The sequence below is a fragment of the Microbacterium sp. SA156 genome (genome assembly GCF_049065455.1).
In the GTDB taxonomy this organism is placed as follows: domain Bacteria; phylum Actinomycetota; class Actinomycetes; order Actinomycetales; family Microbacteriaceae; genus Microbacterium; species Microbacterium barkeri.
Genome location: NZ_JBAKGU010000029.1, coordinates 1 through 13555, shown reverse-complemented (window position 1 = coordinate 13555; position 13555 = coordinate 1). Strand labels below are relative to the sequence as shown.

The following is a 13555-nucleotide window of genomic DNA, read 5'->3' as shown; positions in this document are numbered from 1 at the left end:
CCGCCGCCGCGCCCGCGCCCGTCGCGGCCGCCCCGGCGCAGACGAACGGGCTCACCCCCGACCAGCTCGGGAAGCTCGCGCAGCTGCGCGCCGCGGGCATCGACGACGCCACGATCGCCGCGGCGATCGGCGCGACCGTCGAGCAGGTCACCGGCGTTCCGTTCTGACCCGCCCCCTCGGGCCCGCCAGCCGCCACGGCCGGCGGGCCCGCAACCCCCACAGCAAGCCCACGATCACGACAGGGACACCGTGAACGCACCCGCACTGCTCGCCACCGCGCTCGAGCTCCACACCGCCGGCTTCTCCCCCGTGCCCGTCGCCGCCGACGGCACCAAGCGGCCCCGCGTGCCGTGGAAGGCGTACACGGAGACCCCCGCGACGGCCGAGCAGGTGCACGAGTGGTTCACGGGCGACGTCGAGCAGGGCGTCGGCGTGATCACCGGCGTCGGCGGGCTCGAGCTGCTCGAGGTCGAGGGCAAGGGCATGTCACTCATGACCGACGTGCTCGACCTCCTCGACGGCACCGGGCTCCGCGACCTGTACCAGCGGATCCTCGCCGGATGGTCGGAACAGTCCCCCTCCGGCGGCCTCCACCTCCTGTACCGGGTCGACGGTGTCCCCGTCCCCGGGAACCAGAAGATCGCGCAACGCCACACCGAAGGCGCAACCGGCCGGGAAACGCTCGCGGAGACCCGCGGCACCGGCGGGTTCGTGGTCCTCGCCCCGTCCGAGGGTGCCGTGCACCCGACCGGGGTCGCGTACGTGCGCCTCCTCGGCGGCCCCGCCACGGTCGCAACGATCACCGCGGACGAGCGCGACAGCCTCCACGCGATCTTCCACGCCGCGCTCGACGCTATGCCGGCCCCGGAGCCCGCAACAGTGCCACTCGCGGCGATGTGGGCGGACGGCCGCCCGACCGCCGAGGGTGACGTCACCCCGGGCGACGACTTCGAGCAGCGCACCGACTGGGCCGACATCCTCGACGGGTGGACGCTGGTGTTCACCCGCGGCCGCACCCGGTACTGGCGGCGGCCGGGGAAGAACGACGGCATCAGCGCGACCACCGGGCACGCCGACGACCGCGACCGGCTGTACGTGTTCACGTCGTCGACCGTGTTCGAACCGGAGGTGCCGTACACGAAGCTCGGCGCGTACGCGGCCCTCAAGCACGGCGGCGACCACTCCGCCGCGGCGAAGCAGCTCGCCGCCGACGGGTACGGGCGTCGCGCGCCCCGCGAGCTCACCCCCGCAGCCGGGTCGCGGACGACGTCGACCGGCACCCAGCTCGCCGCGCTCGGCACCGCGGCCGCGGCAACGGCGCCCGCGGTGGTCGGCTCGGACAGCGCGGACCTCACCGACGACGGCAACGCGCGTCTCCTCGTCGCCGAGTACGCGTCGACCCTCCGCTACGTGCCCGACGCCGGGAAATGGGTGACGTGGGAGGGCACCAGGTGGCAGTGGCACCCGGACGACGGGCCCGCGATCGAGGCGATGCGCGACGTGATCCGCCGCATCCCCACCGACAACGCCGCGCTGAAGACGTGGCGGTTGAAGTCGATGCGCGCCCGGTCCATCGCCGACGGCGTCCGCCTCGCCCGCGCGACCCCGGCGATGCGGCTCGACGCCGCCCAGTTCGACCGGCACCCGTGGCAGCTGAACACGCCCGCCGGTGTCGTCGACCTCCGCACCGGCGCGATCGCCGCCCCGGTGCCCGCCCTGTTCCACTCGAAGCAGACGACCGTCGCGCCTGATGCGGACATGCCGACCCCGCTGTGGGACAAGTTCATCGACACGACGTTCCAGTCGAACGCGCACATGATCCGGTACATGCAGCGCCTCGCGGGGCTGATGTTCATCGGCGAGGTGCTCGAGCACATCCTCCCGTTCGCGCACGGCCCCGGCGGGAACGGGAAGGGCGTCTTCGCGGAGGTGCTGAAGGGCATCGGCGGGGACTACGCGACCGCCGCGCCGCAGGGGTTCCTCGTCGTCGGCCGCGACAAGCACGAGACGGAGCTCGCGAAGCTGCAGGGCTGCCGGCTCGTGATCGCGTCGGAGATCAACGAGCACACGAAGTTCGACGAGGCGAAGATGAAGGCCCTCACCGGCGGCGACACGATCACCGCCCGGTACATGCGGAAGGACTTCTTCGACTTCACCCCGTCGCACACGTTCCTGCTCCTCGGGAACAACCAGCCGAAGGTCGAGACCGGCGGCGACTCCGTGTGGCGGCGCCTGCGGCTGATCCCGTTCACGCACACGGTGCCGGAGTCGGAGAAGATCCAGAACCTGCAGCAGCGGCTCGTCGACGAGGAAGGCCCCGGGATCCTGCACTGGATCATCCAGGGCGCCGTCGAGTACGCCGCGCACGGCCTCGACACTCCCGCCGAGGTGCTCGCCGCGACGGACGAGTACCGCGCCGAGGAAGACCACCTCGGCCGGTTCGTGGAGGAGCGATGCATCGTCGGCGGCGGCGAGCACGCCCGCGTCGAGATGTCCGAAGTGCGGCGCGTGTACGACGCATGGTGCGACGAGCAGGGCGAGCGGGAGCTGTCGGCGCAGTCATTCGGCCGCCAGCTGAAGCAGCGGTTCGACATCGGCACCGCGAAGTCGAACGGCCGCCGCTACTACACCGGCATCCTCCTCGCCGGCACCGAAACCGACACCCCCGCCGCCGACGAGGCGCCGAAGGGCTGGTGGGACCGGTGAGCGCCCGCAACGCGTCCTGGTCGGCGTGCCCTCGGTGCGGGCGCGCGGCCGTGCACGCCCGGTTCGACGACCAGGAAGGGATGCCCGCGATCGGTGTTGTGCTCCTCGACCCGCACCCGCTCGGACCCGCGCAGATCCTCGCGTGCGTGCTCGCCGACGTGCCGCTGTGGCAGGTGCAGGACACCGCGCGCGGCGTCGTCACCTCCCTGCGGTGGGCCGGTTGGCCCCGCACCCAGATTCCCGGCCACACCCTGCCCGTGCACGCGTGCGCGCGGGTGTGGGCCGGACTCCCGCCCCTCGAGCTGAGCCTCGACACGGCGGAGACCCCATCTCCCGCATCCTGCCCGTTCTGAAAGGGACACGACATGGCAACCATCACCAGGACGACGACGGTGGACATCGTCGACGTCAACATCACGGACGGCGGTTTCGTCGCGCTCACGGTCGACGAGACCGGGTCGGGCGGTTCGTGCGCCGGCGCGGCGCTGACCGGCGACGAGGCGCGGAAGGTCGCGCAGGCGCTGCTCAACGCCGCGAGCGAGGTCGAGCTGTACGCCGGCGAGCAGCAGGGAGCGGGGGCGTGAGCGGCGACGTCGGCCGCTGCTGCGCGCGGTGCAAGACCCCGTACGGGTGCGCGCGGTCCGTGTGCGCCTGCCACGCCCGCCACGTCGAGGCACGCCGCGCCCCCGTGCCGGCGCCGGTCGACCCGGACTGCCGCGATGGGAAGCACACCGCGTGCCCCGGGTGGACGTTCAATCTCGCCACCGACGACCTCGGCAGCTGCACGTGCGCCTGCCACACCGACCACAAGGAAGCAGCATGAGCGCCCCACACCGAGTGCAGCTGTCCCGCAAGAAGGGGTGGCGGAAGCCGGAGAACACGGTCGTCGTCGCACGCGGGACGGTGTGGGGTAACCCATTCCGCGTGACCGAGCACTGCCGCGGCGCCGACTGGGGCGTGGAGGACACGGGCCGGTTCAACCTCCCGCTCGGCAACGGGTGGACGAAGGCCGGGGCCGCGAGGTTCGCTGTGCAGTGCTACCAGCAGGCGTTCGACCAGGCGTTCCCCGAGGGGTCCACGGCTCGATGGGCGATGCTCCAGCCGCTTCGCGGGAAGAACCTCGCGTGCTGGTGCCCGCTCGACCAGCCCTGCCACGCGGACGTGCTGCTCGAGCTCGCGAACCAGAAGGACGACGCATGACGACGGCCGATCTTCTCGCGCTCGACCCGGAATGGGTCGCGTGGGAGGAGCAGTACACGTGGCACCTCGACCAGGTGCCCGCCCTGCTCCACACCATCCGCGCCACCGTCCTCCCCCTCGCCGCGTCGCAGACGGACAAGGTCATCGTGTCCGGCTCGAAAGCCGACACGACCTCGCTCCCCTTCCGGCTCGACGCGGTCGACGAAGCCGACGACCTGTGGGCCGCGCTCGTCGAGTACGCACTCGAGGTCGCCGACACCCTCACCCTCGACCGGCCCGCCGTGCTGCGGGCGACGTGGTTCACACGCGGACACGTCGCCGGGATTCGCGCGGCCACGTCCGCGGACACCGCCCGTGCGCACGCGTGGGAGATCGTTGGGTGGCTGATCGGCCACGCACCCGTGATCGTCGAGCACGACACCCTGCAGGCCGGCGAGGACCACCTCTTCCAGCTGATCCGGAAGGCCCGCGCCCGCCACCACATCACCCGGCCGCGGCGCGCCCGACCCCGCCCATGCGCGGTGTGCGGCGACGTCGCGGTGCTCGTCGACTGGGCCGAGATCCCTGGCGGCATCGGCCCCGCCGAGCCCGTCGGCGCCTGCCAGACGTGCGGGCAGACGTACACCTGGCGGAAGGCCTGATCGTGGGCGAGCGGCTGACCTACCGCGAAGCCGCGGCGCGCGTCCGCCGCTCGCGCCGCACGATCCGCCGGTGGCGACTTAACGGCATGCCCATGAGCTTCGACAGCGAAGGGCGCCGCGTCGTCGACGAGCACGTGCTCCTCGCCTGGTGGCGCGACCGGCTGCAAGCCGACCCCATCCACCAGGCCCGCCTGAAGGCCAAGCAGAAAGGACCCGACCCGACATGAGCTGGGCACGGAACCGGCACGAGCAGCAGCTCGTCGCCGAACTCGACCACCAGCCGGTGACGCTCACGGACGTCGACGACGCCGAGCTACCCGGACACGACGACTGGAAGAAGGACTAGACCATGACCGACGAGCGATTCAAGGGTGAGAGCGAGCCGATCGCGACGAACCCGATCCTGCGCGGCGTTGACCTGGCGGTGGACCGCCTCGTACGCTCGGACTGCTTCACGGAACGCACCCTGAAGATCCTGGACGACCTCCGGGCCGAGGTGCTCGGCGTGGACAGCGCGGAGCAAGTGCGCGCGCACTATGCATCCCAGCCGAAGGGGAAGGCACCCGCCGACGCGCCCCGATCCGTCACCCCCGAGTGGATAGCTGAGCAGCGCGAGCGAGGGTGGCCCGACATGCACCCCGAGGACTACTGCCACCGGTGCGGCGCCCGCAACATCGACTGGGCCGCGCCCGCCGACATCTGGAAGACCGCGACCGCCGCATGGGCCGCCGAGACTGGCCGCGAGGGCATCTGCTGCCCCGCCTGCTTCGCCGAGCTCTACACCGAGGCCACAGGAGAAGCACCCACCTGGGTCCTGCAGCCGTGGCGCGGATCGTGGGATCAGCACGAGGCGCCCGAGCACGACGACGCACTCGCGCGAGAGGCGCTGGCGTGGCTGTCGCGTTTCGACGTGACACCGAAGGGGCAGGCACCCGCCGACGTGGCCGCGATGGTCGAAGGTCTCGCCTACCTCATCACGGCCTGGCGATTCCACGAGCGCGGGCTTCGCGGAGCGATCGGTGAACCCGATGTGGCCGTCGCCCGCCCGCTCGCGCAATTCCTGGTTCGCGAAGGGTGGTCGCGGGCATCCCAGCCGGTCCCCGAGGAGCAGGTGGGAGCCGTGCGATGAGATGGCCGGCGCTCGCCCGCGCGGTCGAAGCGGCGGCCCGATCCTCTAAGGACCGCGAACGGTCGTGAGACGCGGAGAAGACCCCCGGTGAGCCGCTCGATGAGCAGCCGACCGGGGGTCTTCCTGTTGCCCGCAGTGTGCGGGCGTCAGCGCCGCTGGATGCGCTTCTCCGCTGCCGAGTAGTACCCAGAGACGACGCGGTCGGCCATCGTCCGCGCGTCGTTCTCGTTCTCGTATCCCTGGCTACCGTCGGTGGCGATGATCTGACCGTTGTCGGCTTCGAGGCGCCAGCCCCACTTCCCGTCCACTCGCTGGACCAATACTCGTCGTGCCATGCGTTCCTCCTGATCCCCACCCATCTGGCGGGGGTAGTCTGTAACGCGACGAGGCTCGGAGTACCAGTCCGAGCCCCGCCGCTCATCGAGATCCTGCTTACTTACCTGAGCGCTTGTTGGGCTTCTCCACGACGGTCGTCCGCGGATTGCGGGCGGCCGTCGACTTCTTAACGAAGCGCCCCGTGATCGCGCTGCGCGCGCGTCCCTTTCCGGCCATGCTCACCTCCTCTCCTGATTTCGTGTCCGGAATGTGTCCAGAGGAAGGAACAGGCCCCCGCCGCACCACTCATCGCGAGCAGAGAGGCGGGGGCCTGTCTCATCTCTGAATCCTGATCTGACCTGGGCTTCTCAGAAGTCCCAGTCGTCGTCCTCGGTCGCGACGGCCTTGCCGATCACGTACGACGAGCCCGACCCCGAGAAGAAGTCGTGGTTCTCGTCGGCGTTCGGCGACAGGGCCGACAGGATCGCCGGGTTCACGTCGGTCACGGTCGACGGGAACATCGCCTCGTAGCCGAGGTTCATGAGCGCCTTGTTCGCGTTGTAGTGCAGGAACTTCTTGACGTCCTCCGTGAGGCCCACGGAGTCGTAGAGGTCCTGCGTGTACTGCACCTCGTTGTCGTAGAGCTCGTAGAGCAGCGAGAACGTGTAGTCCTTGATCTCGGCCTGCTTGGCCTCGTCGACCTTCTCGAGCCCCTTCTGGAACTTGTAGCCGATGTAGTAGCCGTGCACGGCCTCGTCGCGGATGATGAGGCGGATGAGGTCGGCCGTGTTGGTGAGCTTCGCGCGGCTGGACCAGTGCATCGGGAGGTAGAAGCCCGAGTAGAAGAGGAAGCTCTCGAGCAGGGTCGAGGCGACCTTGCGCTTGAGCGGCTCATCGCCCCGGTAGTACTCCATGATGATCTGAGCCTTCTTCTGGAGGTTGGGGTTCTCCACCGACCACCGGAAGGCCTCGTCGATCTCCTGCGTCGAGCACAGCGTCGAGAAGATCGACGAGTAGCTCTTCGCGTGCACCGACTCCATGAACGCGATGTTCGTGTAGACGGCCTCCTCGTGCGGCGTCACCGCGTCGGGGATGAGCGAGACGGCGCCGACCGTCGCCTGCACCGTGTCGAGCAGCGTCAGACCCGTGAACACGCGCATGGTCAGCAGCTGCTCGTGCTCGGTGAGCGTGTTCCACGACTGGATGTCGTTGGAGAGCGGCACCTTCTCCGGCAGCCAGAAGTTGCCCGTGAGGCGGTTCCACACCTCCACGTCCTTCTCGTCCTCGATGCGATTCCAGTTGATCGCCTGGACGTGGTCCAGAAGCTGCAGCTTCTCGGTCATCCTCTTCGTTCCTCTTTCTTCGCCGTCAGAGCGTGCAGCTGACGCACATGTCGAGCTCGGTGCCCTCGAGGGCCATCTGACGGAGTCGGATGTAGTAGATCGTCTTGATGCCCTTGCGCCATGCGTAGATCTGCGCCTTGTTGATGTCGCGCGTGGTCGCCGTGTCCTTGAAGAACAGCGTGAGCGACAGGCCCTGGTCGACGTGCTGCGTCGCGGCGGCGTACGTGTCGATGACCTTCTCGTAGCCGATCTCGTACGCGTCCTGGTAGTACTCCAGGTTGTCGTTCGTCATGAACGGCGCCGGGTAGTAGACGCGACCGAGCTTGCCTTCCTTGCGGATCTCGATCTTCGACGCGATCGGATGGATCGACGACGTCGAGTTGTTGATGTACGAGATCGAGCCGGTCGGCGGCACCGCCTGCAGGTTCTGGTTGTAGATGCCGTGCTTCTGGATGGACTCCTTGAGCTCGACCCAGTCCTGCTGCGTCGGGATGTGGTGGTTCGCGAAGAGCTCCTTCACCTTCTCCGTCTGCGGCACCCACTCCTGCTCGATGTACTTGTCGAAGAACTCGCCCGTGGCGTACTTCGACTCCTCGAAGCCGTCGAACGCCTGGCCGCGCTCGATGGCGAGCTTGTTCGACGCCCGGAGAGCGTGGAACAGCACCGTGTAGAAGTAGATGTTCGTGAAGTCGATGCCCTCTTCCGAGCCGTAGAACACGCGCTCGCGAGCGAGGTAGCCGTGCAGGTTCATCTGGCCGAGGCCGATCGCGTGCGAGCGGTCGTTGCCGTCCTCGATCGATCGGACCGAGCGGATGTGGCTCTGGTCGCTGACCGCGGTGAGCGCGCGGATCGAGGTCTCGACCGTCTGGCCGAAGTCGGGCGAGTCCATCGCGAGCGCGATGTTGAGCGACCCGAGGTTGCAGGAGATGTCCTTGCCGATCTGGTCGTACGAGAGGTCCTCGTTGAGCGTCGTCGGCGTGTTCACCTGCAGGATCTCGCTGCAGAGGTTCGACATGTTGATCCGGCCCTTGATCGGGTTCGCCCGGTTCACCGTGTCCTCGAACATGATGTACGGGTAGCCCGACTCGAACTGGATCTCGGCGAGCGTCTGGAAGAACTTGCGCGCGTTGATCTTCGTCTTCTTGATGCGCGGGTCGTCGACCATCTCGCGGTACTTCTCGGTCACCGCGATGTCGCCGAACGGCACGCCGTAGACGCGCTCGACGTCGTAGGGCGAGAACAGGTACATGTCCTCGTCGTTGCGCGCGAGCTCGAACGTGATGTCGGGCACGACGACACCCAGCGACAGCGTCTTGATGCGGATCTTCTCGTCCGCGTTCTCGCGCTTGGTGTCGAGGAACTTCATGATGTCGGGGTGGTGAGCCGACAGGTACACCGCGCCGGCGCCCTGACGCGCGCCGAGCTGGTTGGCGTAGCTGAACGAGTCCTCGAGCAGCTTCATGACCGGGATGATGCCGCTCGACTGGTTCTCGATCTGCTTGATCGGCGCACCGGCCTCGCGGATGTTCGAGAGGAGGAGCGCGACGCCGCCACCGCGCTTCGAGAGCTGCAGGGCCGAGTTGATGCCGCGCGCGATCGACTCCATGTTGTCCTCGATGCGCAGGAGGAAGCAGCTGACGAGCTCGCCGCGCTGCGCCTTGCCGGCGTTGAGGAACGTCGGCGTCGCAGGCTGGAAGCGACCCGAGATGATCTCGTCCACGAGCTTCCACGCGAGGTCCTGGTCGCCGTCCGCGAGGGCGAGGGCGGTCATGACGACGCGGTCCTCGAAGCGCTCGAGGTAGCGCTTGCCATCGAACGTCTTGAGCGTGTAGCTCGTGTAGTACTTGAAGGCGCCGAGGAACGTCTCGAAGCGGAACTTCTTGCCGTACGCGAAGGCGTTGAGCTTCTCGATGAACTCGAACGGGTACTTCTCGATGACCGAGCCCTCGTAGTACTCCTTCTCCACGAGGTAGTCCAGGCGCTCCTTGAGCGAGTGGAAGAACACCGTGTTCTGGTTCACGTGCTGCAGGAAGTACTCCCGCGCCGCCCGCTTGTCGGCGTCGAACTGGATCTTCCCGTCCGCGTCGTACAGGTTGAGCATGGCGTTGAGGGCGTGGTAGTCCATGCCGTCGAACTTCACGTTGTGCTTGAAGTCCGCTTCTGTCAGTGCTGTCGCTTCCACCATCGTTCCAATCCGTCGCTCACGCGGTCGACGTCCTCGGGCGTGCCGAACAGTTCGAGCCGGTACAAGTGCGGCACGTGGCACTTGCGGCTGATGATGTCGCCGGCGAGGCAGAACGCATCGCCGAAGTTGGTGTTGCCCGCGGCGATCACACCGCGGATGTGTCGTCTGTTCCGCTCGTCGTTGAGGAAACGGATGACCTGCTTGGGGACGGCGCCCTTCTCCTCGCCGCGTCCTTGGCCCCCGCCGTAGGTGGGGGTCACGAGCACGAAGGGCTCGTCGACGAGGAGGGGCGCCTCCCACGAGTGCAGCGGGATGCGGACGGATCGGATGCCCTCCGAGTGCCGCTCGAGCTTCTCGATGAATCGCGCCGTGTTGCCCGACACGCTCGAGAAGTACACGAGCAGGGGCGCCGTCGTGGCCGAGAGCGTCGCGGTCATGGGGACATCACTCCCGCGCTCCCGGTTCAGACCAGACGGGCCGCGAGCTCGTCGATCTTGTCGGGACGGAAGCCCGACCAGTGGTCCTCGTCGGTCACGACGACCGGCGCCTGCATGTAGCCGAGGGCCTTGACCTGCTCGAGCGCGTCAGCGTCCTGCGAGAGGTCGGTGACCTGGTACTCGATGCCCTTCGCGTCGAGTGCGCGGTAGGTCGCGTTGCACTGCACGCACGAAGGCTTGGTGTAGACCGTGATCGCCATGTCTTTCCCCTCAGATCCGTGTTCGGCCGGCATACCCCTGCCGGGCTCTCAATACTACATATGGGTGCCGACGTTCGGGGGCACCACAAGGGCTAGTAGTTACATCCGTGTGATTTTCCACCGTTCACCACAGCTCCATCCACCGACGCCTCCACAGGGATACAACGCTCGAGCACCCTCGAAAATGCCCGGATCACGCGGTTCTCGCGCCTCCCGGCGGAGGTTCTCCACAGGCGCGAAGCTACGCCCGGCCACCGACATCCGACGTCCTGTGGAGAAGCTCCTTCGGCGTGTCTCGGCGTGTCGTCCGCGGCGCGCCTCGCCCCCATCCCGACGGGATAGCGTGAGAGGCGTGTCTGGCTATCGTGATCTGCTGCGCACGCCCGGCGTCGGCCGCATCATCGCGGCTCAGCTGGCCGCGCGCTTCCCGGGAGGGATGGTCGCACTCGCCGTTCTCCTCCACGTCGAGCACACCCACCACTCCTACGGCGCGGCCGGCACCGTGCTCGCCGCCGTGTCGATCGGCCAGGCGGTCGCCGGACCCGTGACGAGCCGCTGGATGGGCCGCTGGGGCATGCGGCGCGTCCTCGCCCTCACGACGCTCGTCACGTCCGCCGCCATCGCGGCGCTCGCGCTCGTGCCCGCGCCGCTGCCCGTGACCATCCTCTTCGGCCTCATCGCCGGCCTCGCGTCGCCTCCCGTGCAGTCGGCTGTCCGCACCATCTACCCGAAGATGGTCAACGCGTCGCAGCTGACCGCCCTGTACTCGCTCGACGCGTCGCTGCAGGAGATCATCTGGATCGCAGGCCCCGTGCTCATCACCTTCGTGTCGACGCAGATCTCGACCGTCGTGGGCCTGGTCATGATCGTGGGCTTCACGATCGCGGGAGGCACGTGGTTCATCCTCTCCCCCGAGCTCGGACGCGTGCGCATCCCCCGCAGCCGGCGCTCTTTCGGACGCGTGCTCCGCGGGCCGACCGTCGTGCTGACCACCGTGCTCGGCTTCCTCCTCATCGGCGCGTGCGCCGCGGCGGAGGCGGGCGTCGTCGCGTCGTTCGGGGAGGGCGCGGTCGAGTCCGGCTTCATCCTCGCGGTCTTCGCCGTCGGGAGCTTCGTGGGCGGCCTGGCCTTCGGCAACCTCCCGATGTCGCCGTGGTCCATGGCCCGCCGCTACGCGATCATCGCGGTCGGCATGGGGCTCACGCTCGTCTCCCTGGACGCGTGGTGGCTGGGCGGATCCCTCGTCATCGCGGGGCTCGGCATCGCTCCCGTGCTCGCGATGTCGTTCGCCATCACCTCGGCGAGCGTGAAGTTCAGCGAGACGGCCGAGGCCTACGGATGGATCAACACCGGCCAGCTCATCGGCGCCGCGCTCGGCTCGGCGATCGCCGGCTTCATGATCGACGGCATCGGGCCGCGCGGCGCCATGATGACCGCCCTCGGCTTCATCGTGCTCGGGCTCGTCGTCGCGATCGTGTGCGTGCGCGGCTTCCCGGATCTGCGCGGCCGGGACGCGTCTCCGATCCCCGACACCGAGCCGGTCCAGACCCTCCCGTAGAGCGGGTCACTTCCCGTCGAAGTCGAAGGCGCGCAGGAGCTCGGCGACGGCCTGCTCGCGGTGGTCGCCTCCGCTCTCGAACATGTGCGTGACATGCGTGCGCAGGTGGTTCTCGAGGAGAAGCCTGTTGAGCGATTCGAGCGACCGCTGGATGGCCCGGGACTGCGTGATGATGTCCATGCAGTAGTCCTCGTCCTCGATCATGCGACCGAGACCGCGCAGCTGCCCCTCGAGGATGCGCGTGCGGTGCAGGGCACGCTTCTGGATGTCGTCGATCACCGCGCCAGCGTACCGCGCGCAGCAGGGTGCGGGCTCAGCTCGTCCGGCCTCCGGACCCGCGTGCGAGGATCGAGCCATGCCGCGCACACCGACTGAGCTGCTGTCCCCCGCCGACCGCGAGCGCCTCGCCTCGCTGCGTCGGATGAAGGCCGTCGCCCTCGGCGCTCTCCTCCTCATGGCCGCCCTCTTCGTGCTGGGCTTCGCGCTGCAGGAGTCCGTCCCGGCGCTCGCCTACCTGCGCGCGGCGGCAGAGGGCGGGATGGTCGGCGCACTCGCCGACTGGTTCGCGGTCACCGCGCTGTTCCGGCGTCCGCTCGGCCTCCCCATCCCCCACACGGCGATCATCCCGTCGCGGAAGGACGAGATCGGGCGCTCGCTCGGGGAGTTCGTCGAGACGAACTTCCTCTCCTCACCCGTCGTCCGCGGCAAGCTGCAGTCGGCGCGCATCTCGGAGCGCCTCGGCGCATGGCTCGCGCAGCCCGCGCACGCCGAGCGGGTGTCCTCCGAGGGCGCGGCGATGGCGCAGGGCGTGCTGCGGGCGCTGAGCGACGACGACGTGCAGGACCTCGTGGCGGCACTCGCCCGTGAGCACCTCATCGAGCCGGAGTGGGGCACGCCCGCCGGCGTGTGGCTCGAGCGCATCGTGGAGACGGGAGCGCACCACGCCGCCGTGGATCTCGCGGCGGACAGCCTCTCGAGCTGGCTCGCCGACAACCGCGATGCCTTCGCGGGCCTCGTGTCGCGGCGGCTTCCGTCCTGGGTGCCCTCGCTCGCCCACCGCGTCGTCGACGGCGCGCTCTACAACGAGACCGTGGCCTTCGTCGATGCCGTGCGAGCGGATGGCGCCCATCCCGCCAGGAAGGCGATCGACCGCTATCTCGCGCGTCTCGCTGACAGCCTGCAGCACGACGCGGAGACCCGCGCGAAGCTCGAGGGCGCGAAGGTCGCCGTGTTCGACAGCCCGCGCGTCCGAGAGCTCGCCGGAAGCGCATGGGAGACCGCGAAGAACGGCCTCATCGTCTCGCTCGGCGACGAGCGCAGCGCGCTGCGCACGCGGATGCGCGAGGCGCTCATCGAGATCGGCGGGCGCCTGGGCTCCGATCGGGCCATCCAGCGTCGCGTCGACGGATGGGTGGTGGACGCGGCAGGATTCCTCGTCGAGCGCTACCGCCACGACATCGCGTCGATCATCACCGACACGGTCGAGAAGTGGGACGCCGAGGAGACGACCGAGAAGATCGAGCTGCTCGTGGGCCGCGACCTGCAGTACATCCGCCTCAACGGAACCGTCGTGGGGGCGCTCGCGGGGCTCGTGATCTTCTCCGTGGCCCACGCGGTGTTCGGGTGATGCCCGTGTGATGCACGAAAGGCCACCCGGCGTTGGGTGGCCTTTCGTTCAGGTTAAGTCCGGCGGTGTCCTACTCTCCCACAAGGTCCCCCTTGCAGTACCATCGGCGCTGAGAGGCTTAGCTTCCGGGTTCGGAATGTGGCCGGGCGTTTCC

The 13555-nt window shown here is 68.7% G+C and carries 16 protein-coding genes and 1 rRNA gene; 10 read left to right on the top strand and 7 right to left on the bottom strand.

Annotated features, from left to right (window positions below):
• The first annotated feature begins 249 nt into the window (after nucleotides 1–249).
• The 8 genes from ACOWU6_RS16755 to ACOWU6_RS16720 all read left to right on the top strand — a co-directional run bounded on the left by ACOWU6_RS16755 (nucleotide 250) and on the right by ACOWU6_RS16720 (nucleotide 5676).
• Nucleotides 250–2706: a phage/plasmid primase, P4 family gene (locus ACOWU6_RS16755; protein WP_421076394.1), complete on the top strand. Its 2457-nt coding sequence runs from the start codon at nucleotides 250–252 to the stop codon at nucleotides 2704–2706.
• An 80-nt stretch (nucleotides 2707–2786) separates the two neighbouring features.
• Complete coding sequence (locus ACOWU6_RS16750; protein WP_421076393.1) at nucleotides 2787–3059, top strand: hypothetical protein; 273 nt, start codon at nucleotides 2787–2789, stop codon at nucleotides 3057–3059.
• Nucleotides 3060–3071: 12 nt separating this feature from the next.
• Entirely contained in the window at nucleotides 3072–3290 is a 219-nt protein-coding gene (locus ACOWU6_RS16745) for a hypothetical protein (RefSeq protein WP_421076392.1), read from the top strand.
• A 235-nt stretch (nucleotides 3291–3525) separates the two neighbouring features.
• Complete coding sequence (locus ACOWU6_RS16740) at nucleotides 3526–3906, top strand: DUF4326 domain-containing protein (RefSeq protein WP_421076391.1); 381 nt, start codon at nucleotides 3526–3528, stop codon at nucleotides 3904–3906.
• The gene (locus ACOWU6_RS16735) at nucleotides 3903–4547 is read left to right on the top strand and encodes a hypothetical protein (protein ID WP_421076390.1); all 645 of its coding nucleotides are present in this window, start codon (nucleotides 3903–3905) and stop codon (nucleotides 4545–4547) included. Before ACOWU6_RS16740 ends, ACOWU6_RS16735 begins: the two co-directional genes overlap by 4 nt.
• A gap of 2 nt (nucleotides 4548–4549) precedes the next feature.
• Nucleotides 4550–4774, top strand: a complete 225-nt coding sequence (locus tag ACOWU6_RS16730; protein ID WP_421076389.1) for a hypothetical protein — start codon at nucleotides 4550–4552, stop codon at nucleotides 4772–4774.
• Complete coding sequence (locus tag ACOWU6_RS16725; protein WP_421076388.1) at nucleotides 4771–4893, top strand: hypothetical protein; 123 nt, start codon at nucleotides 4771–4773, stop codon at nucleotides 4891–4893. Before ACOWU6_RS16730 ends, ACOWU6_RS16725 begins: the two co-directional genes overlap by 4 nt.
• A gap of 3 nt (nucleotides 4894–4896) precedes the next feature.
• Nucleotides 4897–5676 (top strand): hypothetical protein, encoded by a 780-nt coding sequence (locus tag ACOWU6_RS16720; protein WP_421076387.1) that lies wholly within the window; start codon nucleotides 4897–4899, stop codon nucleotides 5674–5676.
• A gap of 146 nt (nucleotides 5677–5822) precedes the next feature.
• Here the strand turns inward: ACOWU6_RS16720 and ACOWU6_RS16715 are convergent, their stop codons facing one another.
• The 5 genes from ACOWU6_RS16715 to nrdH form a co-directional block, all read right to left on the bottom strand.
• Nucleotides 5823–6011 (bottom strand): YegP family protein, encoded by a 189-nt coding sequence (locus tag ACOWU6_RS16715; RefSeq protein ID WP_421076386.1) that lies wholly within the window; start codon nucleotides 6009–6011, stop codon nucleotides 5823–5825.
• Nucleotides 6012–6359: 348 nt separating this feature from the next.
• Nucleotides 6360–7334, bottom strand: coding sequence for a class 1b ribonucleoside-diphosphate reductase subunit beta (gene nrdF, locus ACOWU6_RS16710; RefSeq protein WP_271174759.1), 975 nt, complete (start codon nucleotides 7332–7334; stop codon nucleotides 6360–6362).
• 25 nt (nucleotides 7335–7359) lie between these two features.
• Entirely contained in the window at nucleotides 7360–9519 is a 2160-nt protein-coding gene (gene nrdE, locus ACOWU6_RS16705) for a class 1b ribonucleoside-diphosphate reductase subunit alpha (RefSeq protein ID WP_271174758.1), read from the bottom strand.
• A complete protein-coding gene (gene nrdI, locus ACOWU6_RS16700) occupies nucleotides 9498–9956 on the bottom strand; it encodes a class Ib ribonucleoside-diphosphate reductase assembly flavoprotein NrdI (protein WP_271174757.1) in 459 nt (152 codons plus the stop codon). Before nrdI ends, nrdE begins: the two co-directional genes overlap by 22 nt.
• Nucleotides 9957–9982: 26 nt before the next feature.
• On the bottom strand, nucleotides 9983–10216 hold the full coding sequence (gene nrdH, locus ACOWU6_RS16695; RefSeq protein ID WP_271174756.1) for a glutaredoxin-like protein NrdH: 234 nt from the start codon (nucleotides 10214–10216) through the stop codon (nucleotides 9983–9985).
• A gap of 352 nt (nucleotides 10217–10568) precedes the next feature.
• Between nrdH and ACOWU6_RS16690 the strand changes: the two genes are divergently transcribed.
• Nucleotides 10569–11774: an MFS transporter gene (locus ACOWU6_RS16690; RefSeq protein ID WP_324014153.1), complete on the top strand. Its 1206-nt coding sequence runs from the start codon at nucleotides 10569–10571 to the stop codon at nucleotides 11772–11774.
• Nucleotides 11775–11780: 6 nt separating this feature from the next.
• Here the strand turns inward: ACOWU6_RS16690 and ACOWU6_RS16685 are convergent, their stop codons facing one another.
• Nucleotides 11781–12053: a metal-sensitive transcriptional regulator gene (locus ACOWU6_RS16685; RefSeq protein ID WP_271174754.1), complete on the bottom strand. Its 273-nt coding sequence runs from the start codon at nucleotides 12051–12053 to the stop codon at nucleotides 11781–11783.
• A gap of 76 nt (nucleotides 12054–12129) precedes the next feature.
• Between ACOWU6_RS16685 and ACOWU6_RS16680 the strand changes: the two genes are divergently transcribed.
• Nucleotides 12130–13401, top strand: coding sequence for a DUF445 domain-containing protein (locus ACOWU6_RS16680; protein ID WP_421076385.1), 1272 nt, complete (start codon nucleotides 12130–12132; stop codon nucleotides 13399–13401).
• A 57-nt stretch (nucleotides 13402–13458) separates the two neighbouring features.
• Here ACOWU6_RS16680 and rrf read toward each other — a convergent pair.
• Nucleotides 13459–13555, bottom strand: a 5S ribosomal RNA gene (gene rrf, locus ACOWU6_RS16675); the annotation flags it as partial.

Bases quoted from the DNA above. Each gene is read 5' to 3' on its own strand.
- ACOWU6_RS16750 (WP_421076393.1), top strand. From the start codon at position 2,787: ATGCCCGCGATCGGTGTTGTGCTCCTCGACCCGCACCCGCTCGGACCC.
- ACOWU6_RS16725 (WP_421076388.1), top strand. From the start codon at position 4,771: ATGAGCTGGGCACGGAACCGGCACGAGCAGCAGCTCGTCGCCGAACTC.
- ACOWU6_RS16680 (WP_421076385.1), top strand. From the start codon at position 12,130: ATGCCGCGCACACCGACTGAGCTGCTGTCCCCCGCCGACCGCGAGCGC.
- nrdF (WP_271174759.1), bottom strand. From the start codon at position 7,334: ATGACCGAGAAGCTGCAGCTTCTGGACCACGTCCAGGCGATCAACTGG.
- nrdE (WP_271174758.1), bottom strand. From the start codon at position 9,519: ATGGTGGAAGCGACAGCACTGACAGAAGCGGACTTCAAGCACAACGTG.
- ACOWU6_RS16735 (WP_421076390.1), top strand. From the start codon at position 3,903: ATGACGACGGCCGATCTTCTCGCGCTCGACCCGGAATGGGTCGCGTGG.
- ACOWU6_RS16745 (WP_421076392.1), top strand. From the start codon at position 3,072: ATGGCAACCATCACCAGGACGACGACGGTGGACATCGTCGACGTCAAC.
- ACOWU6_RS16740 (WP_421076391.1), top strand. From the start codon at position 3,526: ATGAGCGCCCCACACCGAGTGCAGCTGTCCCGCAAGAAGGGGTGGCGG.
- ACOWU6_RS16715 (WP_421076386.1), bottom strand. From the start codon at position 6,011: ATGGCACGACGAGTATTGGTCCAGCGAGTGGACGGGAAGTGGGGCTGG.
- nrdH (WP_271174756.1), bottom strand. From the start codon at position 10,216: ATGGCGATCACGGTCTACACCAAGCCTTCGTGCGTGCAGTGCAACGCG.
- nrdI (WP_271174757.1), bottom strand. From the start codon at position 9,956: ATGACCGCGACGCTCTCGGCCACGACGGCGCCCCTGCTCGTGTACTTC.
- ACOWU6_RS16720 (WP_421076387.1), top strand. From the start codon at position 4,897: ATGACCGACGAGCGATTCAAGGGTGAGAGCGAGCCGATCGCGACGAAC.